Genomic DNA, 22,916 nt, shown 5'->3' on the forward strand with positions numbered 1-22,916 from the left:
ACCCGGCGCCCCGCCCCCGGCGCCCGGCCCGCTGCCCTCCGGCGCCTAACCTCCCCGCATTCCGAGCCGCTCGGCAGGTATAACGCGTCGGTCACGGTGTGTCTGCGGGACCGTCGCCAACTTCTTTTTTAACATCAGCAACGATGGTCACATTTGTCACAACTTCAACACGTGCAACATGGGTAACAACCGTCGTGTGCCTTGTGGTCGCCCTCGGGGTGCTGCCCGCCTGCACTCCTCACCCCGAAGGGCCCGGCCCGGCCGCCGAGAAGTTCCTGGCGGCGCTGTCCGTCGGCGACACCGCGACGGCGTCGCAGCTCGCCGATAACCCCAACGAGGCCCGCGAAGCGCTCAATGCCGCCTGGGCCGGTCTGCAGGCCACCCACCTGGACGCGCAGGTGCTGAGCTCGAAGTTCGCCGAGGACACCGGCACGGTCGCCTACCGGTTCACCTGGCACCTGCCCAAGGATCGGAGGTGGACCTACGACGGCAAGCTCAAGATGGCCCGCGACGAGGGGCGCTGGCACGTCCGCTGGACCCCCACTGGCCTGCATCCCAAATTAGGCGAGCACCAGACGTTCGCATTGCGGGCCGACCAGCCCCGGCGCGCATCGGTCAACGAGTTTGGCGGTACCGACGTGCTCGCCCCGGGGTACGTCTATCACTACTCGCTTGATGCCGCGCGGGCGAGCCGGGAATTGATGTCAACGGCGCACGCCGTCGTCGATGCCCTGCGCCCCTTCGACGACTCCCTCAACGATCCGCAGCTTCTTGCCGAAATGGCCAGTTCGACCACCGAGCAGATCGACCTGATCACACTGCGACCCGACGACAACGGCCCGGTCTTCGACGCGATCGGCCGGCTACCCGGAATCGTCGTCACCCCCCAGCCCGAACTGCTGCCCACCGATCCGCACTTCGCACCCGCGGTGATGAACGAAGTGAAAAAGGCCGTGGTGGGCAAACTCGACGGCGAGCCGGGATGGCGGGTCGTCAGCACCAACCAGAACGGCGTCGATGTCGCGGTCCTGCACGAGGTGCAGCCGTCGCCAGCCCCGTCGGTGTCGCTCACGCTGGACCGGCTGGTGCAGGACGCCGCGCAACACGCGGTGGACACCCGCGGCGGTGAGGCGATGCTGGTGGCGATCAAACCGTCGACCGGCGAGATCCTGGCCATCGCCCAGAACGCCGGGGCGGACGCGCAAGGGATGCTGGCCACCACCGGCCTCTACCCGCCCGGGTCGACCTTCAAGATGATCACCGCCGGAGCCGCCGTCGAACGTGACATGGCCACCCCGAACACCATGCTGGGCTGTCCCGGTGAGCTGGATATCGGCTACCGAACCATTCCCAACTACGGCGGCTTCGATCTCGGCGTCGTACCGATGTCGCGTGCTTTCGCCAGTTCCTGCAACACCACGTTCGCCGAACTGAGCAGCCGGCTGCCACCGCGCGGCCTGACCCAGGCGGCCAGCCGCTACGGCATCGGGCTGGATTATCAGATCGACGGCATCACCACGGTGACCGGCTCGGTGCCACCCACGGTGAATCTGGCCGAGCGCACCGAAGACGGTTTCGGCCAGGGCCGAGTGGTGGCCAGCCCGTTCGGGATGGCGCTGGTCGCGGCCACGGTCGCCGCGGGCAAGACCCCGGTGCCCCAACTGATCGAGGGCCACTCGACGGTGGTTAGCGGCGGCAAGTCGACGATCACCCCGAAGATGGTCGAGGCGCTGCGGCCGATGATGCGCCTGGTCGTGACCAACGGCACCGGCAAGGCGATCGCGGACTGCGGGGAGGTCTACGGCAAGACCGGTGAGGCCGAATTCGACGGGGGTTCACACTCCTGGTTCGCCGGATACCGTGGCGACCTGGCCTTCGCCGCGCTGATCGTGGGCGGCGGCAGCTCGGAGTACGCGGTCCGGATGACCAAGGTGATGTTCGATTCGTTGCCGCCGGATTTCCTGGCCTAGCCCGGCCCGCGGGGACGGGCAGGGCCAGGCGGGTTCCGGCAACGGTAAGTTGCCAGGGTGAGCTCACCGAGCGCATGCCGGCGGCGCCATGATCAAATCGAGGTCATGGAGGCTGGGTCATGACCGATCCCGGCGGGGAGATGTCGCTGCGGGTGTCCGACGCCGACCGCAACGGGACCATGCGACGCCTGCACAACGCCCTCGCGGTGGGCTTGATCGACATCGACGAATTCGAGCAGCGTTCGACGGCGGTGCACCTGGCGCGCACCCGAAACGAACTCGACGGCCTGGTCGGGGACCTGCCCGCACCGGGGGCTGTGGTCACCTCCGCCACCGACCGGGTCGAGCTGCGCGGGTGGGCGGGCTCGTTGAAACGCCACGGCGAGTGGATGGTGCCCACCCGGCTGTCGCTGGTGCGCCGCCTTGGCTCGATCGACCTCGACCTCACTCGGGCGCGATTCGCCGGCCCCGTCGTGGTCATCGAGATCGACATGAAGTTCGGTTCGCTGGACCTGCGACTTCCCGACGGCGCCAGCGCCTCCATCGACCACGTCGAGGCATACGTCGGCAGCGCGAGTGACCGGCGAAAGGATCCGCCGGTCGAGGGCAACCCGCACGTCGTGCTGTCCGGCCAGGTGGTTTTCGGCTCGGTGATCGTCCGCGGACCGCGGCGCACCCTGCTGCGGCGCCCCAAACTCTGACCTCGCCGACCGGCCGTGGCAGCGGGCGCTACTGGCTAAGCTGGCGGGCATGCCCACTCGCACTGCGCTGTCACCAGGCGTGTTGTCCCCGACCCTGCCGGTCCCCGAAAGGATCGCGCGCCCGGAATACGTCGGTAGATCCTCGGTCAAGGAGGGTGCCGAGCCGTGGGTCCAGGAACCCGAGGTAATCGAGAAGATGCGGGTTGCCGGCCGGATTGCGGCCGGTGCACTGCAGGAGGCGGGCAAGGCTGTCGCGCCGGGCGTCACAACCGACCGTCTGGACCGTATCGCCCACGACTACATGGTCGACAACGGCGCCTACCCGTCCACACTGGGCTACAAGGGGTTCCCCAAATCCTGCTGCACCTCGCTGAACGAGGTCATCTGCCACGGCATCCCCGATTCGACGGTGATTGAGGACGGCGACATCGTCAACATCGACGTCACGGCGTACATCGACGGTGTGCACGGCGACACCAATGCGACCTTTCTGGCCGGTGATGTTTCCGACGAACACCGTCTGCTGGTCGAGCGGACCCGGGAAGCGACGATGCGCGCCATCAACGCAGTCAAACCCGGGCGGGCGCTGTCGATCGTCGGACGCGTCATCGAATCATATGCAAGCCGGTTCGGGTACAACGTGGTTCGGGACTTCACCGGGCACGGCATCGGCACCACGTTCCACAACGGCTTGATCGTGCTGCACTACGACCAGCCCTCTGTCGGCACGATCATGCAGCCGGGCATGACCTTCACCATCGAGCCGATGATCAACCTGGGCGCCCTGGACTACCAGATCTGGGACGACGGCTGGACCGTGGCTACCAAGGACCGCAAATGGACCGCACAGTTCGAACACACCATGGTGGTCACCGACAGCGGCGTGGAGATCCTCACCTTGGCGTGAGCGGGCCGGCCCTACGCCCGGGCGGTTGGCGTGGAATTCTTGGGGGATACACGCACGCCAAGCATGCGTAAACTGTGAGGATGGCCTCGATGATGGGCGCGCTCGACGGCATCTCGGTGCCGGTGAGTGTGTCCGGTCCGCACACGGGCACCGTCGTTGTGCTGCTGGCCGAGGACAAGCGTGCCCCAGCCACCTATGACGGGGTATGCGGGCGGCTGCACAACGCCTTGCTGCGAACGGTCGTCATCGGCGCCGACCCCCGGCTGACCCCCAAATCTGTACTCGGCATACTCGACCAGCTCAAGATTCCGTGGGCCGTGCTGGTGGGGGATCGGGCTGGGGCCGAACTCGCCTGGGAATTGGCCGCCACCACCCTGGGCCGGTTCTCCGGCATGGTCGTCGTCGATCGTGGACATCCCCGGGTCGCCGACATCGACGGCGCGGTCCGCGACGAAACCTGCCCGCCGGTCGAGGTCGCCACCACGGTCCTGATGAACTCGATTGCCGGGCGTCGTGTCGCCGACGACAGCCAGAGGTACGTCTATGGCGACTACCGGGTCGTGGACATGCCCGCTCAGCAAGCGGCGGACGACGTGACCGCGCAACTGATCACCGAGATCATTCTGCGCGCCAGCAGCTGGTAGCGGCGTGGTGGTGACGCTGGCTGACCTGGAGCGCCAGGTCGCTTCGGGCGAGGTCGACACCGTCATCGTGGCGTTCACCGACATGCAGGGCCGTCTGGTCGGCAAACGGGTGGCCGGCCGGTTCTTCATCGACGAGGTCGCCGCCCACGGCGCCGAATGCTGCAGTTACCTGCTGGCTGTGGACGTCGACATGAACACCGTTCCCGGCTACGCGATGTCCAGTTGGGAAACCGGTTACGGCGACATGGTGATGACGCCGGATCTGTCCACGCTGCGGCTGATCCCCTGGTTGTCCGGCACCGCGCTGGTGATCGCCGACCTGTCCTGGGCCGACGGCCGCACGGTGGCCGAGGCGCCGAGGGCCATCCTGCGCCGCCAACTCGAGGGGCTGAGCGAACGGGGGCTGGTGGCCGATGTCGCCACCGAACTCGAGTTCATCGTCTTCGATCAGTCCTACCGGCAGGCGTGGGCCGACGGCTACCGTGGACTGACACCGGCCAGCGACTACAACGTGGACTACGCGATCATGGCCTCGACCCGGATGGAGCCGCTGCTGCGCGACATCCGGCTGGGTATGCAGGGCGCAGGGCTGACCGTGGAGGCAATCAAAGGCGAATGCAACACCGGCCAGCAGGAACTCGGCTTCCGCTACGACGAAGCCCTGGTCACCTGCGACAACCATGCGGTGTACAAGAACGGCGCCAAGGAGATCGCCGACCAGCACGGCCAGAGCCTGACCTTCATGGCGAAATACGATGAGCGGGAGGGCAACAGCTGCCATATCCACCTGTCGCTGCGCAGCTCCGCCGGCTCCGGCGGATCGGACGCCTCAGACGGCCCCGGCGGTCCAGCGGTGTTTGCCGACGACACCGCGCCGCACGGCATGTCGGTCACATTTCGTCGCTTCGTCGCCGGATTGCTGGCCACGCTCGGTGAGCTGACTCTGTTCTTCGCGCCGAACATCAACTCCTACAAGCGGTTTGCCGACGGCAGCTTCGCGCCCACCGCATTGGCCTGGGGGGTGGACAACCGCACCTGCGCGCTGCGCGTCGTCGGCCACGGGCCCAGCATCCGCGTCGAATGCCGGGTTCCCGGCGGGGATGTGAACCAGTACCTGGCGGTGGCGGCACTGATCGCGGGCGGGCTGCACGGTATCGAGCAGAACCTCGAACTCGGCGACCCGTATGACGGAAACGCCTACGACGCTGAGGATGTCGAACGGCTGCCCGCCACCCTGGCCGAAGCCGCCGCGAGATTCGAAGCATCGCAGCTGGCGCGGCAGGCATTCGGCGACGCCGTGGTGGACCACTACCTGAACAACGCGAAGGTGGAGCTGGCGGCGTTCAACGCCGCGGTCACCGACTGGGAGCGGACCCGTGGCTTCGAAAGGTTCTGACCCTGCCGGCACCGACCCGCTGCGCCCGGCGGGGCCGCGCTTGCGATCGGTGCGGGCCCCGGTCGTCGGCATGACCGCCTACCTCGAACAGATCCGCAGCGGCATCTGGGACACTCCGGCGGCCTACCTGCCGGCCGGCTACTGCCGGGGTGTCACCCTAGCAGGCGGTGTCCCTGTGCTGCTGCCGCCGCAGCACGCGGATGCCCCGAGCGTCGAAGGGTTGCTGGACAGCCTGGATGCACTGGTCCTCACCGGCGGCTACGACCTCGACCCGGCCCGCTACGGCCATCCGGCGCACCCCACCACCGATGAGCCCCGCACCGACCGCGACGCCTGGGAGTTCGCGCTGTTGCGCGCGGCACTCGAGCGCGAACTGCCGGTCCTGGGAATCTGTCGGGGCGCCCAGGTGCTCAACGTCGCCTTCGGCGGCACGCTGCACCAGCACCTGCCCGACGTCCTGGGCCATTCCGGGCATCGGGCCGGCGAGGGTGTGTTCACTACGGTTGCGGTGCGCACGGTCGCGGGAACCCGGATGGCGACGGTGCTCGGCGACGGTGCCGACGTACCGTGCTACCACCACCAGGCCATCGACGAGGTGGGGGAGCGGTTGCGGGCCGGCGCCTTCGACGCCGATGGAGTCGTCGAGTCCGTGGAGTTGCCCGGAGATGCGTTCGTCGTTGCCGTGCAGTGGCATCCCGAACAGGCTCTGGATGATCTGCGGCTGTTCGACGCCCTGGTCGAAGCCGCGAGAGCATACGCCGGCCGATGAACGCAACGCAGGTGGTAAACCCGGCGACCGGGGAAGTGCTGCGCACGGTCGAGCACACCGGCGTCGCAGCCGTCGACGACGCGGTGGCCCGCGCCGCGGCCGCGCAGCGACGCTGGGCGCGGCTGACACCAGCGCAGCGGGCGGCCGGCCTGCGGGCATTCGCGGCCGCCGTCGACGCCCACCGCGACGAACTGGCTGCGCTGGAAGTGGCCAATTCCGGGCACCCCGTCGCCTCGGCGGAATGGGAGGCCGGCAACGTCGGCGATGTGCTGCAATTCTACTCCGGCAGCCCGGAACGGTTGTCCGGCAAGCAGATTCCGGTAGCCGGTGGGATCGACATCACCTTCAACGAGCCGATGGGTGTGGTCGGTGTCATCGCCCCGTGGAACTTCCCGATGGTGATCGCCGCCTGGGGGATCGCACCGGCGCTGGCAGCCGGCAACGCGGTGCTGGTCAAACCCGCCGAAGCGACGCCGCTGAGCACCATGCGGCTGGGCGAATTGGCCGTGGCCGCCGGGCTGGACCCCGGTCTGCTGCAGGTGCTGCCCGGCCGGGGCGCGGTGGTGGGGGAGCGCTTCGTCAGCCACCCGGGTGTGCGCAAGGTGGTGTTCACCGGATCCACCGAAGTCGGCAAGAAGGTGATGGCCGGCGCCGCGGGCGCGGTCAAGCGGGTGACGCTGGAGCTGGGTGGCAAGAGCGCCAATATCGTCTTCGCCGACTGCGACCTGCAGCGGGCGGCCGCCACCGCACCGGCCGGGGTTTTCGACAATGCCGGCCAGGACTGCTGTGCGCGCAGTCGGATCCTGGTGCAGCGCAGCGTGTACGACAGATTCATGGAACTGCTGGAGCCGGCAGTCACAGCGGTGAAGGTCGGGGATCCCACGTCCCGTGACACCGAGATGGGTCCGCTGATTTCGCGGGCGCACCGCGACAAGGTGGCGTCCTACGTGCCCGAGGGCGCCCCGATCGCCTTTCAGGGCAGATGCCCGGGTGGACCGGGATTCTGGTTCCCGCCAACGGTTCTCACCCCCGCGCGTGATGCGCGCAGCGTCTCCGAGGAGATTTTCGGCCCGGTGGTCACCGTGCTCGCCTTCGAAGACGAGCATGATGCGGTGACGCTGGCCAACGACACCGAATACGGCCTGTCGGGGTCTATCTGGACCGATGACCTGTCCCGGGCGCTGCGGGTATCGCGCGCGGTGGAATCGGGCAACCTGTCTGTGAACTCGCAGTCCTCGGTGCGGTTCAACACCCCGTTCGGCGGGTTCAAAGAGTCCGGGCTGGGCCGAGAACTCGGGCCGGACGCACCGCTGCAGTTCACCGAGACCAAGAACGTATTCATCGCGATCAAGGAGGACAGGTGAGCGACCTGACGCAGCGGCTGGCGGGCCGGGTCGCCGTCGTCACCGGCGGTGGCAGCGGTATCGGTCTGGCCGCGGCCCGGCGGATGACCGCCGAGGGGGCGAGGATCGTCATCGCCGACATCGACGCCGAGTCCGGTGGCGCCGCGGCCGAAGAGCTGTCGGGGCTGTACGTGCCGGTCGACGTCGCCGACGAGGATTCGGTGAACCATCTCTTCGATTCCGCCGCGGCTACCTGCGGGTCCGTCGACATCGCGTTCAACAACGCCGGCATTTCCCCGCCGCAGGACGATCTGATCGAACACACCGAGCTGCCGGCGTGGCAGCACGTTCAGGACGTCAACCTCAAGTCGGTGTACCTGTGCTGCCGGGCGGCGCTGCGCCACATGGTGCCCGCCGGTCGGGGTGCGATCGTCAACACCGCGTCGTTCGTAGCCGTCATGGGTTCGGCGACCTCGCAGATCTCCTACACCGCGTCCAAGGGCGGGGTGCTGGCCATGTCGCGCGAACTCGGGGTGCAGTTCGCCCGGCAGGGCATCAGGGTCAATGCGCTGTGCCCGGGGCCCGTCAACACCCCGCTGCTGCAGGAGCTGTTCGCCAAGGACCCCGAGCGGGCGGCCCGCCGGCTGGTGCACATTCCGCTGGGCCGCTTCGCCGAACCCGAGGAGATCGCCGCCGCGGTGGCGTTCCTGGCCAGCGACGACGCCTCCTTCATCACCGCCAGCACGTTCCTCGTCGACGGGGGTATCGGCTCGGCCTACGTCACGCCGCTGTAGTACCCCCGGCCCCTGCCCCCTGCCCCCTGCCCCCTGCCCCCGGCCCCCAGCCCCCTGCGGCCCCCAGACCCGTTGACTCTGCGCCGGTGGCGCAAAAGTGCGAGTGGAGCGCGCCCTGAGTGCAGAGTCAACGCGCGGGGATGACGATCAGCGGGATGGCCATCTCGGCGGGGGACGCCGCACCGTGGAAGCCGACAAGTTTGGCCGTGTTCGGCGATTCGCGGCGGGTCGCCAGGATCGCGGTCTCGGCGGTGCAGGTGACCACGACATCGCCGATCCTCGGCAGGTTTCGCGGGGCCACCGGGCCGAACACCCCCGTGGCGACCATGTCGTCGCGGCTGCGCACCTCGGCGCGGCCCGCCAGCAACTCGGTCCAGGTGGCCAGTACGTCGGCGGTGGCGCCCGGCTCGGTGTGCAGGTAGCGCACCCGCGGTTCACCGGCGACCACCCGCACCCCCGCGGCAAGTCGCGGGTCGGCATCGATGTCGAGGAATTTCTCCCGCGCAATGTTGATGCCGCCGTGGTCAGCGGTGACTATCAGCGCGGCACCCGCCGGCAGGGCCTCGGCCACCCTGGTCAGCAGGGCATCCACCCAGGATGCGGCTTCGTGCCACTGCGGCGAGCCGACACCGAACACGTGCGCGGCGGTGTCCAGCGCGCCGGTGTAGCCGTAGACCAGTTCCGGTGCCGCGCGCACCTCGGCCACCAACCGCTCCGGGTAGTCGTCGCCGTCCCGGGTGACGGAGAACCGCGCGCCGCGAAACGCCGATTCGGTGAGTCCGGTGCCCAGAAAGCAGTCCGGGATCACCGCGGTGGCGCCGACGCCGAATTCGGCCAGCCGCCCGAACCAGGTCGGCACGGGTTGCCATTCGGTGTGCGGCGGGTCGTCGCGCCAGTGGGTATGGGTGAACACCCGGTCGGTACCCGGGATGTTGAGGGTGAAGCCCAGGACGCCGTGCTGGCCGGGTCGGACGCCGGTGCCAAGGGACACCAGGTTCGTCGGTGTGGTGGACGGAAACGTGCAGTCCAGCTGGCGTAGCCGTCCGGTGGAACCGTTGAGCACAGAGGCCAGCAGCGGTGCGTCGTCGGCCAGGTCGGGCAGCAGGTGCCAGCCGAGGCCGTCGACGAGAACGATGCAGACCCGGTCGACACCGGCGAGTGAATCGGCCAGCTCCAGGGTGTCGGTCGCGCCGGGCGCTCCGAACAGCGCCGCCAGGCTCGGCAGCACGTCGCAAATGGAACCGGCCACGACAATAGTGTGGCACGGGCATCGTCGTGCGTCAGGTTCGTGTTCGCCTCCGGCCGCGGCACGGGCGTGTTTCGGCTGGTTCTCCGGTGCGCTGGGCCGGTGTCAGGTCAAGCCGAGCAGCGCGTTCTCGATGACCTCGGGAAGCGCCGGATGAATCCAATATTGGCCGCGGGCCATCTCGGGTGCGGTGAGTCCGAAGCTCATCGCCTGACTCACCGGCTGGATGATCGAGGGCGCGTGATACCCCATGATGTGCGCGCCCAGCAGGCATCCGGTGTCGCGCTCGGCGATCAGCTTGGCCACCCCTCTGGTGTCTTCCATCGCCCAGCCGTACCCGACGTCGGCGTACTCCTGGATCGTCACCGATATGTCGAAGCCCTGTGCCACGGCCTGGTTTTCGGTTAAACCGACACTGGCCACCTGTGGGTCGCTGAACACTGCGGCCGGCACGAAACGGTGGTCGGCGGCGGTCATGGATTCGGTGTCGTCCCAGCCGCAGAGCAGATTGTGCTGCACCACCCGCGCCTCGTGGTTGGCGACGTGCTTGAGCTGATACGGCGAAGACACGTCACCGAGGGCGAACACATTGCGCGCCGAGGTCCGTTGGTACTGGTCGACGATCACCCGGCCGGCTTCGACGGCGACCCCGGCCTGCTCGGCGTCCAGCAGATCGCCATTGGGTGCCCGGCCGGTTGCCACCAGCAGAACGTCGGCGTCGATGGTGCCGCCGTCGTCCAGTGAAACCGACACCCCGGGTCCGAGGTCGCGTACGCCGACGACGTTGCGGTGAGTGCGCAAATCCCACTTGGCGGCCGCCAGCCCGGTGAATCGTTCGCTGATGGTGTCGTCGAGGTGGCGCAGCAGACGGTCTTTCCGGATGACCAGAGTGACATGGGAGCCGAGGGCGGAGAAGATGTGTGCGAATTCGGTTGCGACGAAGCCGCTTCCGACGATCACCAGGTGTTCGGGCAACTCGGGGATCCGCATGATTGTGTCGCTGGTGTGATACCGGGCGCCGGAATCGGCGATCGCCGGCGGAACGGTGGCGCGCGCCCCGGCCGCTATCACCACCTGCTCGGCGCTGAACTCCTCGCCGGCCTCGGTGCGCAGCAGGTAGCGCCCGTCGGCGCACACCGGGCCGAATCTGGTTGGGTGGCCGTACACGTCGACGTTGGGCGCCGAGCGGCGGTAGTCCTCACCCCCGGCGGCGATCGGATCGATACGGCCGAAGACGCGGGAGACGATGTCCTTCCAGCGCACCCCGTCGAGGTGGGCGTCCACGCCATAGCGCGACGCGCCCCGGATGGCATTGGCCACGTCGGCGGTGTAGACGAACATCTTGGTCGGTAGGCATCCCACGTTGAGGCAGGTCCCACCGAAGGTGCCCTGCTCGCAGATCGCCACCCGTTTGTCGGCGTAGCGTTCGTCGACGATGCTGTTGCCCGAACCGGTTCCGATGATCGCGAGGTCGTAGTTTTGCACCGGGTTGGTCAGCCTTTCTCGCCGAGGGTGTCATCACAGTGACTGAGATAGTCGTCCAGCCAGCGGTCGAGGTGACGGTAGGCCAGCCGGCGCGGTTCTTCGACCGATAAGAACACATCGTGTTTGGCGTCCGGCACCGGAATGATGGTGCTCCGGTTGCCGATACAGCCCGCCCAGCGGGCGATTTGGCTGACGTCGAGGACCGCGTCGCCGTATTGCAGGGCCTGCGGCCCCGCGCTCTCGGCGACGGTGTGGTCGGAGCGCAGAATCAGGTTGGGCACGCCGACTTCGAGGCCGCGGTGCAGCCGGGCGTGGCCGCGGCGCACCGCGTGCAGCCAGCCGAAGGTGACCGGGAAGCCGCCCAGCGGTTTCCATTGCAGGTTGTACTCGAACTCGCCGAGGTAGTCGCGGTGCAGGCTGGATCCGTAGCCGCCGTGGCCGCTGGCCCGCAGCACCCCTTTGCTGCGCATGCGCGACAGCGCGGCGATCGCCGCCGAGGTCACCCCGTTGCGCAGGATCGCCGGGCCCTGCAGGTCGAGGAACGGGCTGTTGAGCACCAGTCCGGTGACACCTGTGGCGCCCGCGTGTTGCCTGCGCAGTCGGTCCAGCCACAGTGACACGATCAAGCCGCCGGCCGAATGCCCGTAGACCAGCACCCGGGTATTGGCTTCGGCCCGAATGAGGTTCAGGGCGGCGTTGAGTTCGTCGTCGTAGCGGTCCAGGGTGGTGGTGAAGTGCGGTGTCTGGTCGGCGGACTTCGACCGGCCGCACTTGCGCAGGTCGAGTGCGTAGAAGGCGAATCCTCGGCCGGCGAAGTGGTCGGCCAGCTCGGTGTGGAAGAAGTAGTCGGTGTAGCCGTGTACCGCGAGCACGGCATGGGCGGCGGGTGCGGGAGTTGCCGGGGTTGCCGGGGTTGCCGGGTCGGCCTGGGCTGCCGGGTCACCGTCGCCCCGCCGGACCACGGTTGCGACGATCTCGCCCTCGCCGTCGGGGTCCGCGCCGAGCGCGATGGTGTACCGCCGATAGCCGGGCAGGACATCGGGCACCCAGCCAGTCACGGGGCCAGCTTAGAGCGTGCGCGGCAACACCCGGGAGCCTTGGCCCCGGCCGCGCTCTGATAGATATTCTGCAGAATCGGACCCGCGGAAGGACCGGCAATCCGGTGTCAGACTCACCGCCAGCCAAGACCGACGTCGTGCTGATCGGTGCCGGCATCATGAGCGCCACCCTGGGGGCGTTGCTGCGGCGGCTGGAACCGGATTGGTCGATGGTCGTTGTCGAACGGCTGGATACCGTCGGAGCCGAAAGCAGCAGCCCGTGGAACAACGCCGGCACCGGCCACGCGGGATTGTGCGAACTCAACTACACCCCGCAGCGGCCCGACGGCTCCATCGACATCGCCAAGGCGGTCGACATCAACGAGCAGTTCCACCTCACCCGACAGTTCTGGGCCTATGCGGCGCAGAACGGGATTCTGGCCGACGTCCGGAGCTTCCTGAACCCGGTCCCGCACGCCAGTTTCGTGCGCGGCGCCGACGGCGTCGACTATCTGCGGCGGCGCCGCGCGGCGCTGGCGGGCAACCCGCATTTCGCTGCGACCGAATTGATCGAGAGCCCCGACGAATTTGCCCGGCGGCTGCCGTTGATGGCCGCCGGACGCGGCTTCGCCGAACCCATTGGGCTCAACTGGTCCGACGAGGGCACCGACGTCGACTTCGGGGCGCTGTCCCGCCAGCTGATCGGCTTCTGCGCGGGCACCGGCACCGCCGTGCTGTTCGGTCACGAGGTGCGTCGACTGGACCGCGGTTCCGACGGGCGCTGGGTGCTGACGACCGTCGATCGTCGCACCGGGCACAAGCGCACGCTGCGCGCCGAATTCGTGTTCGCCGGCGCGGGTGGTCACACCCTGCCGCTGTTGCAGCGCTCGGGTATCCCCGAAATCCGCGGTTTCGGCGGGTTCCCCATCGGCGGCCGCTTCCTGCGGAGCGCGGAGCCCCGACTCACCGGTGCGCACCGGGCCAAGGTGTACGGCGCCCCGTCGCCGGGTGCTCCGCCGCTGGGTGCCCTGCACCTCGATCTGCGGTACGTCGACGGTCAACCCTGGCTGGTGTTCGGCCCCTATGCCGGCTGGTCGCCGAAATTCCTCAAACACGGCAAGGCCACTGACCTTGCGCGGTCGATCCGGGCCGGCAACCTGATGCCGGTGCTCGGCGTCGGTGTCGGCGAGATCGCGCTGGTCGGCTATTTGCTCGGCCAGCTGCGGCTCACCGGGGCCGGCCGGATCCGGAACCTGCGTGAATTCGTCCCCTGCGCGATGGCTTCCGATTGGGAGCTGACGGTGGCGGGCCAGCGAGTGCAGGTGATCCGACCCGGCAGGGGCAGTGGCAGCGGCAGGGGCGGAGTGCTGGAGTTCGGGACCAGCATCGTCGGCGCCGCCGACGGCAGCATCGCCGGGCTGCTCGGGGGTTCTCCCGGCGCCTCCACGGCGGTGCCGGCGATGCTGGCGGTGCTCGAACGCTGCTTTCCCGAGCGCTATCGGAGGTGGCTACCCATGCTCCGGGAGATGATGCCGTCACTCGGGGTGCAGCTTTCCAGCGAGCCGGCCCTCTACGAGGAGGTGCGGTCGTGGACCGCCCGGGCTCTGGGGCTGGATGCGGCAGGCGGCGGCCGCGCTTCTGGCCGCGGCGCATCGCGTCGCCCCGACGGCCCAGCCCACTAAACTTTTCCCGGTGACCGAGAGTCCCTACCTTGCGGGTCTGAGGCTGGCCGGCAGAAAGGTGGTCGTCGTCGGCGGGGGCGGGGTGGCGCAGCGCCGGCTGCCGCTGCTGATCGCCGGCGGCGCCGACGTGCACGTCATCACTCGCAGCGCCGGGCGTGCCGTCGAGGCGATGGCCGGGATCACCCTGGTGTTGCGGGAGTATCGCGACGGCGATCTGAGCGACGCCTGGTATGCGCTGGCGGCGACCGACGATCCGCAGGTCAATGCTGCCGTCGTCGCCGAGGCGCAACGCCACCGGATCTTCTGCGTGCGCGCGGACGCCGCCGTCGAAGGCACCGCGGTCACCCCGGCGTCGTTCAGCTATGCGGGCCTGTCGGTCGGTGTGCTGGCCGGAGGCGAGCACCGCCGCTCGGCGGCAATCCGGTCGGCCATTCGCGAGGCGTTGCAAGCCGGTGTCATCACCTCGGCGGGCTGGCAGAGTACCGATGTCGTGCCGGGGACGGTGGCGCTGGTCGGTGGCGGGCCCGGCGATCCGGAGCTGATCACAGTGCGCGGACGCCGCCTGCTCGCGCACGCTGACGTGGTGGTCGCCGATCGGCTGGCACCGGCGGAGCTGCTGGCAGAACTGTCACCGCAGGTGGAGGTGATTGACGCGGCCAAGATTCCCTACGGCCGGGCAATGGCCCAGGATGCGATCAACGCCGTCCTGATCGAACGGGCCCGTTCCGGCAAGTTCGTGGTGCGGCTCAAAGGGGGAGACCCGTTCGTGTTCGCCCGCGGTTATGAGGAAGTTCTGGCGTGCGCCGAAGCCGGTATTCCGGTGACCGTGGTACCCGGTGTGACAAGTGCCATAGCGGTTCCGGCGCTGGCCGGAGTTCCCGTCACCCATCGAGCCGCAAATCATGAATTTGTGGTGGTCAGCGGGCATTTGGCGCCCGGTGATCCCGAATCGTTAGTGAATTGGGATGCGTTGGCCGCATTGTCGGGAACCATTGTTTTGCTGATGGCCGTTGAGCGCATCGAACTTTTCGCCGCCGCGTTGATAAAAGGCGGTCGACCTGCGGATACTCCGGTTCTGGTAGTGCAGCACGGAACGACGGCCGCTCAACAGACGTTGCGGGGAACACTGGCTGACACGCCTGAGAAAGTTCGTGCGGAGGGCATCCGACCCCCGGCGATAGTGGTTATCGGGCCGGTGGCGGGTCTCACTGCTGTTTAGGGTTTAAACAATTCTTAAGATTACTGTAGGGTAACCCGCTATGACGGCTCTCAACGACTCAACGCGGATCGTCCGCGATTGGACGGACGGCCGCTCGGAGCAGGCGGGCCAAGAGCGCCCCGCAGGGTCTGTCGAAACGCCCGTGCAGCGGGTGGGCGGATATTTCCCGACCTGGCTGCCTTCCACGCGGTTCATCGCCGCGGTCATTGCCATCGGCGGAATGCAATTGCTGGCGACCATGGACAGCACCGTCGCGATTGTGGCTCTTCCCAAGATCCAGGACGAACTCAGTTTGTCCGATGCCGGCCGCAGCTGGGTCATTACCGCGTACGTCCTCACCTTCGGTGGGTTGATGCTGCTCGGAGGCCGTCTGGGCGACACCATCGGGCGCAAGCGCACATTCATCGTCGGTGTCGCCCTGTTCACGATTTCGTCTGTGCTGTGTGCCGTCGCGTGGGATGAGGCGACTCTGGTCATCGCGCGGCTGTCACAGGGCGTGGGCTCGGCGATCGCGTCGCCGACGGGTCTGGCCCTGGTGGCGACAACCTTCCCGAAGGGGCCGGCGCGCAACGCCGCAACGGCAGTATTCGCCGCGATGACGGCGGTCGGCTCGGTGATGGGTCTCGTCGTCGGCGGTGCCCTGACCGAGGTGTCGTGGCGGCTGGCGTTCATGGTCAACGTGCCTATCGGTCTGGTGATGATCTACCTGGCCCGCACCGCGCTGCGGGAAACCAACCGCGAGCGGATGAAGATGGACGCGGCCGGAGCCATGCTGGCAACCCTGGCCTGCACCGCGGCCGTGTTCGCCTTCTCCATGGGGCCCGAACGCGGCTGGCTCTCGGCGATCACCGTCGGGTCCGGCATGGTGGCGCTGGTCGCCTTCTGCGCCTTCGTCCTCGTCGAGCGCACCGCCGAGAATCCGGTGGTTCCACTTCAGCTGTTCGGCGATCGGAACCGGCTGGCTACGTTCGCCGCGATCCTGGTGGCCGGTGGCGTGATGTTCAGCCTGACCGTGAGCATCGGCCTCTACGTGCAGGACATCCTGGGTTACAGCGCGCTGCGGGCCGGAATCGGCTTCATCCCGTTCGTCATCGCGATGGGCATCGGCCTTGCGGTGTCCTCGCAGCTGGTCTCCCGGTTCTCGCCGCGGACGCTGACCATCGGCGGCGGCTGTCTGCTGCTGGGCGCGATGATCTACGGCTCGATGTACATGCACCGGGGTGTGCCCTACTTCCCGAACCTGGTGATGCCCATCGTCGTGGGCGGCATCGGCATCGGCATGGTGGTGGTGCCGCTGACCCTGGCCGCGATTGCCGGTGTCGGCTTCGACCAGATCGGCCCGGTGTCGGCGATGACGCTGATGCTGCAAAGCCTGGGCGGACCGCTGGTGCTGGCGGTGATCCAGGCTGTGATCACCTCGCGCACGCTGTACCTGGGTGGTACCACCGGCCCGGTCAAGTCCATGACCGACCTTCAGCTGCAGGCGCTCGACCACGGCTACACCTATGGTCTGCTGTGGGTTGCCGGGGCCGCGGTGATCGTCGGTGTCATGGCGCTGTTCATCGGCTACACGCCGGAGCAGGTTGCCCACGCCCAGGAAGTCAAGGAAGCCCTCGACGCCGGGGAGCTATAGCGTTCGACGCCCCGGCCTTTGGGCCACCACCTCAGGTCCGTCACGTGGATGGGTCACGCGCTGGGCTGGATTGCGATGTTGGGGTGTCGACTGTGAAGCCTGGGCGTTGATTGTGAAGCCTGGGCGGAGATTTCGGCCGGATCGCGCCATACGCTCACAGTGAAAGCCGTGGGTTCACAGTGAAAGCCCTGTGTTCACAGTGAAAGCTGACGTTTCACAGTGAAGTGTCCAGGCTCACGGCCAGCGCCGCTACTTCACGCTCGACGCCCCGGCCTTTGGGTCACCACCTCAGGTCCGTCACGTGGATGGGTCACCCGTTGGCCTGGATGGTCGGGTTCCTCCGCACGTCGTGCCGACGTGCGGAGGAACGCGACTAGGCTGGCCCGCTGTGATTACCCGGATGTCCGAGCTGTTCCTGCGCACACTGCGCGACGACCCCGCCGATGCCGAAGTCCCCAGCCACAAACTGCTGGTCCGCGCGGGATACGTCCGGCCCGTCGCGCCGGGGCTCTACAGCTGGCTGCCGTTGGGCCTGAAAGTCCTGCGCAACATCGAACGCGTCGTCCGCGAGGAGATGAACGCGATCGGCGGCCAGGAGATCCTGTTTCCGGCGTTGCTGCCCCGCGCCCCCTACGACACCACCAACCGCTGGACCGAGTACGGCGACGGCCTGTTCCGGCTCAAAGACCGCCGCGGCAACGACTATCTACTGGGCCCCACCCACGAAGAGCTGTTCACGCTGGCGGTGAAGGGCGAGTACAGCTCCTACAAAGACTTCCCGTTGACGCTGTATCAGATCCAGACCAAGTACCGCGACGAGGCGCGCCCGCGCGCCGGCATCCTGCGTGGACGCGAGTTCGTCATGAAGGACTCCTACTCGTTCGACGTCGACGCGGCCGGCCTGGATACCGCTTACCGCGCCCACCGAGATGCCTACCAACGCATATTCGACCGGTTGCAGGTGCGCTACGTCATCGTTTCGGCGGTGTCGGGCGCGATGGGCGGCAGCGCCTCCGAAGAATTCCTGGCCGAGAGCCCCATCGGCGAGGACAGCTTCGTGCGGTGCCCGGACTCGGGGTACGCCGCCAACGTGGAGGCCGTCGTCACCCGGCGGCCCGAGCCGGCCCCGGCCGATGGCCTACCCGCCGCGGTGGTCCACGACACCGGCGACACCCCGACCATCGCCACGCTGGTCGATTGGGCCAACGGCGCCGGCCTGGGGCGCACCGTGTCCGCGGCCGACACCCTCAAGAACGTGCTGCTCAAGGTGCGCCGCCCGGGCGGGGACTGGGAGCTGCTGGCCATCGGCGTTCCCGGGGATCGCGAGGTCGACGACAAACGGTTGAGCGCAGCGCTCGAACCCGCCGAGCACGCGATGCTCGATGACGCGGACTTCGCCCGGTACCCGTTTCTGGTCAAGGGTTATATCGGGCCGAAGGCGCTACTGGACAACAAGATTCGCTATCTGGTCGACCCCAGGGTGGTCGACGGAACCAGCTGGATCACCGGCGCCGACAAACCCGGCCGCCACGTCGTGGGGCTGGTGGCGGGCCGCGACTTCACCGCCGACGGCACCATCGAGGCTGCCGACGTGCGCGCAGGGGACCCTTCGCCCGACGGTGCCGGTTCACTGGTCATGGCGCGCGGCATCGAGATCGGCCACATCTTCGCGCTCGGCAGCAAATACACCGACGCTTTCGCCGCGGACGTGCTGGGAGAGGACGGCAAGCCGGTTCGGCTGACCATGGGCTCCTACGGCATCGGGGTGTCGCGATTGGTCGCTGTCATCGCCGAACAGCACCACGACGAACTCGGCCTGCGCTGGCCGTCGGCGGTAGCGCCGTTCGACGTCCACCTGGTGATCGCCAACAAGGACGCACAGGCCCGCGCCGGAGCCGCCGCGCTGGCCGCCGACCTGGACAGGCTGGGCGTCGAGGTGCTCTTCGACGACCGGCAGGCATCACCGGGAGTCAAGTTCAAGGACGCCGAGTTGGTGGGAGTCCCGTGGATCGTCGTGGTGGGCCGCGGCTGGGCGGACGGCACCGTCGAATTGCGCAACCGCGTCACCGGTGAACGCAGCGAGTTGGCCACCGGAGCCTCCCTGCCCGGCGACATCGCCGGCGCCGTCAGCTCCTAGCTATTCGTTGCCGCCCGGGAAGGCCTCGGTGATCGGCCGGCCACCCAGATCTTTGTTCCAGCGGGCCGCCATGACCGCGCTTTGGGGCGGGGTAGTCGGGTGCGAGTCGTTCGCGAGCGTAACGTGGGTGCGGTTTCGCGCTCCGGATTCCGCCCTGGCGTTACGCTCGCGAGCAAGCGGGGTGAATCGCCCCGGGGGCGGTTCACCCGCGCACACATCGCCGGCGCCGTCAGCTCCTAGCTATTCGTTCCCGCCCGGGAAGGCCTCGGTGATCGGCCGGCCGCCCAGCTCTTTGTTCCAGCGGGCCGCCATGACCGCGCTTTGGGTCAGGGCGTCCGCGGCGAATGCGCGCTCGCCGGCGGAATCCGAGCATTCGACGACTACCCGCCAGGCCGTCGCACCATCGCCTTCCATGCGCGACGCCAGCCGCGCCGCATCGGCGGGGCTGCGGACCGGCCAGGGCAACTGGTAGCCGGCGGCGGCAACCGGGACGGTGGCGTCGCGGGCGGTGAGCATCGCGATCACCTCGTCGCGCCGCGTGCGGTGCTCATGGAATGCCTCCGCCACCAGGTCGTTGGCGCTGGGCAGTGACAGTGCGGACACGATTCCGTAGCCGTAGACGGTGGCGTACTCGACGGTGAGCGCATCGCTGAGCGCGGTGGTGTCTGCGTCCTTGCCCGCGGGGGAACGCTTGAGACCGGGTTCGGCGGATGTCATCTCGCGGGCCTTCCGGGGGGCAGTGCAACGGTGGCCGAGGCGGTGCAGGACGCCGCGATCGAGGCGAGCAGCCCCGCCCGGTAGCCCGACGACGTCGACACCATCCGGTTGGCGGACTGGGCAGCTGCGCGCAGCGCGTCGATCACCTCGGAAACCGCCGGTGGCGGTTCGGCCGGGTCGGGCGGGCTGGTGGAGCTGTCGGTCTCGCTCGATTCGGTCGTCTCGAATGTCGCAGTCAAGAGGTGGCCGTTGGCCCGGGCAATCTCGGACGACAGGGCCCGGGCGTGCGCGGCACGCTGGATCGCGACCACCAACAGCGCGGCGGTGATCTGCGGCGGAGTGCCGACGGCGGCAGCGGCGGCCAGCGCGCTGTCGCGGCGGGCCTGCTCCAACGGGCCCAGCAACTCCTCGTCAGGTTGCGGACTCGGTGGCGACTCGCTGCAGGCGGTCGCCATCACGCCGAGTGCGGCGAGAGCGGCCCCGCCCGTCAGCACGCCCCGTCGCGTGACTTCCCGAACGGCTCTTGGCACGGCCCACATCCTGCCATCAGGGTGCCCCTGCGCTTTGCCCCTGGGTACAGGCGCGTTCCTGGCGTATCGTTAATAGCTGGTTCTCCGGGCGTCCGACGAACGGCGTTGACTCGGTGCGCGGAGCGCCGCTGGGACCGCAAGTGACCGGACAACTCAAGATGAGGAGCTCGCCGTGACCACCCGGCTACCGTCACAGACGCAGGTGATCGAGCTACTCAGTGGTGAATTCGCGCGCGCAGGCTATGAGATCGAGGACGTGGTCGTCGACCATCGCGCTCGCCCGCCGCGGATCACCGTCGTCGCCGACGGCGACACCCCCCTGGACCTGGATACGATCGCGAGTCTGTCGCGCGCGGCGTCGGATTTGCTGGACGGGCTGGACGATGCGGTGCGCGGGCAGGGCGACCGTTACCTCCTGGAGATCAGTTCGCCCGGGGTGGAGCGTCCGCTGACCAGCGACAAGCACTTCCGCAGGGCGCGCGGGCGCAAGGTGCAACTGGCACTGGCCGATGGAACTCAGCTGACCGGCCGGGTCGGCCACACCGGCCCGGAGTCGGTGGCGCTGGTGGTACGCACCGGCCGGGACTTGGCGGTGCGCGAAATCTCTCTGCGGGACGTCGTCAGCGCCGTGGTGCAAGTGGAATTTTCACCACCCGCCCAGGCCGAGCTGGAACTGGCGGGAGCAATTCGGGCACGGGGTATGGAGGCCGGGGCATGAATATCGACATGGCTGCGTTGCACGCCATCGAGGTGGAACGCGGAATATCGGTCAGTGAACTGCTGGAGACCATCAAGTCCGCGCTGCTTACCGCCTATCGGCACAGCGCCGGGCACCAGATGGACGCGCGGATAGAAATCGAAGGCAAGAGCGGCGTTGTGCGGGTGATCGCCCGCGAAACCGATGACGAAGGCAATCTCGTCAGCGAATGGGACGACACCCCCGAGGGTTTCGGCCGGATCGCCGCCACCACGGCCCGGCAGGTGATGCTGCAGCGCTTCCGCGACGCTGAGAATGAGCGCACCTTCGGCGAGTTCGTCACCCGGGAGGGCGAGATCGTCGCCGGCGTCATCCAGCACGACAGTCGGGCCAACGCCCGGGGACTGGTCGTCGTGCGGATGGGTACCGAGACCAAGGCATCCGAGGGCGTCATACCGGTTGCCGAGCAGGTCCCGGGCGAGGATTATTCGCACGGTAACCGCGTGCGGTGCTACGTCGTGGGGGTGAGCCGGGGTACTCGCGAGCCGGTGATCACCTTGTCGCGCACCCACCCGAATCTGGTGCGCCGCCTGTTCTCCCTGGAGGTACCCGAGATCGCCGACCGTTCGGTGGAGATCGTGGCCGTTGCCCGCGAGGCCGGCCATCGCTCCAAGATCGCGGTGCGGTCACATCTGCCGGGCCTCAACGCCAAGGGTGCCTGCATCGGACCGATGGGGCAGCGGGTCCGCAATGTGATGAGCGAGCTGGCGGGGGAGAAGATCGACATCATCGACTACGACGAGGACCCGGCGCGTTTCGTGGCCAACGCCCTGTCGCCGGCGAAGGTCGTCTCGGTCTCGGTGATAGACGCGGCCGCGAAGGCGGCGCGTGTGGTGGTCCCCGATTTCCAGTTGTCGCTGGCGATCGGAAAGGAAGGCCAAAACGCCAGGCTGGCGGCCCGGCTCACCGGATGGCGCATCGATATTCGCGGCGACGCCCCCGGTCAACCAGAAATCGACGCCGAGCACGGTGTCAGTCACGGGATGGCCCACGAACATTAGTTCTGTGCGGCAGTATCGCGGGTGATTCGGACCAGCGCAGCTGTGACGCTAGACTGAGCCGTGATCCAGCGCGAGCCTTCGGCCTCGGCGCGCCGACGCCCGGACAGCCCCGGCGGACCGGTGCGGACGTGTGTCGGGTGCCGGAAGCGAGAGCTGGCCGCCGAACTGCTTCGCGTGGTGGCCAGGTCTGACGGGAACGGTGGCTTCGCCGTAATCGTGGACCCGGCCGGACGCCTGCCGGGGCGGGGTGCATGGCTGCATCCGGTGCCGCAGTGCGTACAACAAGCGGATCGGCGGCGAGCCTTCACCAGAGCGCTGCGCATCACCGGTTCACCGGATACATCGGCGGTGGTCGAGCACCTAGAGTCCTTGGGTGTGCCCGACCATCCCGGCAACAGAACAGGTAGCAACGAACATGAGCACACCGTGAAGTCCCGATGACCATGTGTCATAGCTGAACCCGAGGCGCGGCCCACCACTGTCGCCTCATAGACAGGAGATGGTAGTGGCAGGTAAGGCCCGCGTACACGAGTTGGCAAAGGAACTCGGTGTCACCAGTAAGGAAGTCCTCGCCCGGCTGAGCGAACAGGGCGAATTCGTCAAATCCGCGTCGTCGACGGTGGAAGCACCGGTTGCCCGCCGGTTACGGGAGTCGTTCGGAGGCGCCAAACCGGCCGCCGACAAGAGTGCCGACGCGACCGGGGGTCAGCCATCGGCCAAGGCTCCGGCGAAGGCGGCGGCCAAGGCGGCGGCAAAAGCACCCGATGCGGCCCTCGATCGCGCGCTGGACCGGGCGGTGAGCGACGCCCCAGCGGCTCCCGCGGCGCCCAGGCCCGCAGGACCCGGTCAGGCGGCGCCGGCCGCCGGAACCCCAGCCCCAGCCCCGGCCCCGGGCCCGGGCCCCGGCCCCGCCCCTGCCGCGCCTGCTCCGGGACAGCCCCCGCGGCC

The 22,916-nt window shown here is 68.3% G+C and carries 21 protein-coding genes and 1 pseudogene; 16 read left to right on the forward strand and 6 right to left on the reverse strand.

Going from position 1 to position 22,916, the window contains the following annotated elements:
• Positions 1–143 precede the first annotated feature (143 nt).
• From ACK5M9_RS14220 to ACK5M9_RS14255, 8 genes are all read left to right on the forward strand, one after another.
• Positions 144–1,970 carry a penicillin-binding transpeptidase domain-containing protein gene (locus ACK5M9_RS14220; protein ID WP_416893800.1) on the forward strand — a complete coding sequence of 609 codons (1,827 nt, stop codon included), beginning with the start codon at positions 144–146 and terminating at the stop codon, positions 1,968–1,970.
• Between the two features lie 119 nt (positions 1,971–2,089).
• On the forward strand, positions 2,090–2,671 hold the full coding sequence (locus tag ACK5M9_RS14225; RefSeq protein ID WP_416893801.1) for a DUF1707 SHOCT-like domain-containing protein: 582 nt from the start codon (positions 2,090–2,092) through the stop codon (positions 2,669–2,671).
• A 49-nt stretch (positions 2,672–2,720) separates the two neighbouring features.
• Positions 2,721–3,578, forward strand: a complete 858-nt coding sequence (gene map / locus ACK5M9_RS14230; protein ID WP_416893802.1) for a type I methionyl aminopeptidase — start codon at positions 2,721–2,723, stop codon at positions 3,576–3,578.
• Between the two features lie 80 nt (positions 3,579–3,658).
• Positions 3,659–4,222 carry an alpha/beta hydrolase gene (locus ACK5M9_RS14235; RefSeq protein WP_416893803.1) on the forward strand — a complete coding sequence of 188 codons (564 nt, stop codon included), beginning with the start codon at positions 3,659–3,661 and terminating at the stop codon, positions 4,220–4,222.
• 4 nt (positions 4,223–4,226) lie between these two features.
• Positions 4,227–5,618: a glutamine synthetase family protein gene (locus tag ACK5M9_RS14240; RefSeq protein WP_416893804.1), complete on the forward strand. Its 1,392-nt coding sequence runs from the start codon at positions 4,227–4,229 to the stop codon at positions 5,616–5,618.
• Positions 5,599–6,387, forward strand: a complete 789-nt coding sequence (locus tag ACK5M9_RS14245) for a gamma-glutamyl-gamma-aminobutyrate hydrolase family protein (RefSeq protein WP_416893805.1) — start codon at positions 5,599–5,601, stop codon at positions 6,385–6,387. Before ACK5M9_RS14240 ends, ACK5M9_RS14245 begins: the two co-directional genes overlap by 20 nt.
• The gene (locus ACK5M9_RS14250) at positions 6,384–7,751 is read left to right on the forward strand and encodes an aldehyde dehydrogenase family protein (protein WP_416893806.1); all 1,368 of its coding nucleotides are present in this window, start codon (positions 6,384–6,386) and stop codon (positions 7,749–7,751) included. The genes ACK5M9_RS14245 and ACK5M9_RS14250 overlap by 4 nt, the downstream gene beginning before the upstream one ends.
• On the forward strand, positions 7,748–8,524 hold the full coding sequence (locus tag ACK5M9_RS14255) for a 3-oxoacyl-ACP reductase (protein WP_416893807.1): 777 nt from the start codon (positions 7,748–7,750) through the stop codon (positions 8,522–8,524). The genes ACK5M9_RS14250 and ACK5M9_RS14255 overlap by 4 nt, the downstream gene beginning before the upstream one ends.
• Positions 8,525–8,651: 127 nt before the next feature.
• On the opposite strand, the gene ACK5M9_RS14260 is transcribed toward ACK5M9_RS14255, so the two are convergent.
• The 3 genes from ACK5M9_RS14260 to ACK5M9_RS14270 form a co-directional block, all read right to left on the reverse strand.
• Entirely contained in the window at positions 8,652–9,773 is a 1,122-nt protein-coding gene (locus ACK5M9_RS14260) for an alkaline phosphatase family protein (protein WP_416893808.1), read from the reverse strand.
• Positions 9,774–9,875: 102 nt separating this feature from the next.
• A complete protein-coding gene (gene mtr, locus ACK5M9_RS14265) occupies positions 9,876–11,255 on the reverse strand; it encodes a mycothione reductase (RefSeq protein ID WP_416893809.1) in 1,380 nt (459 codons plus the stop codon).
• An 8-nt stretch (positions 11,256–11,263) separates the two neighbouring features.
• Complete coding sequence (locus ACK5M9_RS14270; RefSeq protein ID WP_416893810.1) at positions 11,264–12,313, reverse strand: alpha/beta hydrolase; 1,050 nt, start codon at positions 12,311–12,313, stop codon at positions 11,264–11,266.
• Between the two features lie 104 nt (positions 12,314–12,417).
• Between ACK5M9_RS14270 and mqo the strand changes: the two genes are divergently transcribed.
• From mqo to ACK5M9_RS14290, 4 genes are all read left to right on the forward strand, one after another.
• The gene (gene mqo / locus ACK5M9_RS14275) at positions 12,418–13,974 is read left to right on the forward strand and encodes a malate dehydrogenase (quinone) (protein ID WP_416893811.1); all 1,557 of its coding nucleotides are present in this window, start codon (positions 12,418–12,420) and stop codon (positions 13,972–13,974) included.
• Between the two features lie 10 nt (positions 13,975–13,984).
• Positions 13,985–15,193 carry a uroporphyrinogen-III C-methyltransferase gene (gene cobA, locus ACK5M9_RS14280; RefSeq protein WP_416893812.1) on the forward strand — a complete coding sequence of 403 codons (1,209 nt, stop codon included), beginning with the start codon at positions 13,985–13,987 and terminating at the stop codon, positions 15,191–15,193.
• 40 nt (positions 15,194–15,233) lie between these two features.
• Complete coding sequence (locus tag ACK5M9_RS14285; RefSeq protein WP_416893813.1) at positions 15,234–16,826, forward strand: MFS transporter; 1,593 nt, start codon at positions 15,234–15,236, stop codon at positions 16,824–16,826.
• Between the two features lie 388 nt (positions 16,827–17,214).
• A complete protein-coding gene (locus ACK5M9_RS14290; protein WP_416893814.1) occupies positions 17,215–18,963 on the forward strand; it encodes a proline--tRNA ligase in 1,749 nt (582 codons plus the stop codon).
• On the opposite strand, the pseudogene ACK5M9_RS14295 reads toward ACK5M9_RS14290, so the two are convergent.
• The 3 genes and pseudogenes from ACK5M9_RS14295 to ACK5M9_RS14305 form a co-directional block, all read right to left on the reverse strand.
• Positions 18,964–19,047 (reverse strand): annotated as a pseudogene (locus tag ACK5M9_RS14295) (DUF4439 domain-containing protein); the annotation flags it as partial.
• A 156-nt stretch (positions 19,048–19,203) separates the two neighbouring features.
• On the reverse strand, positions 19,204–19,680 hold the full coding sequence (locus tag ACK5M9_RS14300; RefSeq protein ID WP_416893815.1) for a ferritin-like domain-containing protein: 477 nt from the start codon (positions 19,678–19,680) through the stop codon (positions 19,204–19,206).
• Entirely contained in the window at positions 19,677–20,219 is a 543-nt protein-coding gene (locus ACK5M9_RS14305; RefSeq protein WP_416893816.1) for a hypothetical protein, read from the reverse strand. Before ACK5M9_RS14305 ends, ACK5M9_RS14300 begins: the two co-directional genes overlap by 4 nt.
• 163 nt (positions 20,220–20,382) lie before the next feature.
• Between ACK5M9_RS14305 and rimP the strand changes: the two genes are divergently transcribed.
• The 4 genes from rimP to ACK5M9_RS14325 all read left to right on the forward strand — a co-directional run.
• A complete protein-coding gene (rimP, locus tag ACK5M9_RS14310) occupies positions 20,383–20,928 on the forward strand; it encodes a ribosome maturation factor RimP (RefSeq protein WP_416893817.1) in 546 nt (181 codons plus the stop codon).
• Positions 20,925–21,968: a transcription termination factor NusA gene (nusA, locus tag ACK5M9_RS14315; RefSeq protein WP_416893818.1), complete on the forward strand. Its 1,044-nt coding sequence runs from the start codon at positions 20,925–20,927 to the stop codon at positions 21,966–21,968. Before rimP ends, nusA begins: the two co-directional genes overlap by 4 nt.
• Positions 21,969–22,028: 60 nt before the next feature.
• Positions 22,029–22,409, forward strand: a complete 381-nt coding sequence (locus tag ACK5M9_RS14320; RefSeq protein WP_416893819.1) for a YlxR family protein — start codon at positions 22,029–22,031, stop codon at positions 22,407–22,409.
• Positions 22,410–22,473: 64 nt separating this feature from the next.
• The coding region (locus tag ACK5M9_RS14325) for a translation initiation factor IF-2 N-terminal domain-containing protein (protein WP_416893820.1) at positions 22,474–22,916 on the forward strand (443 nt) is incomplete at its 3' end.

Origin of the sequence: Mycobacterium sp. (assembly GCF_047975165.1) — a bacterium.
Lineage (GTDB): Bacteria > Actinomycetota > Actinomycetes > Mycobacteriales > Mycobacteriaceae > Mycobacterium.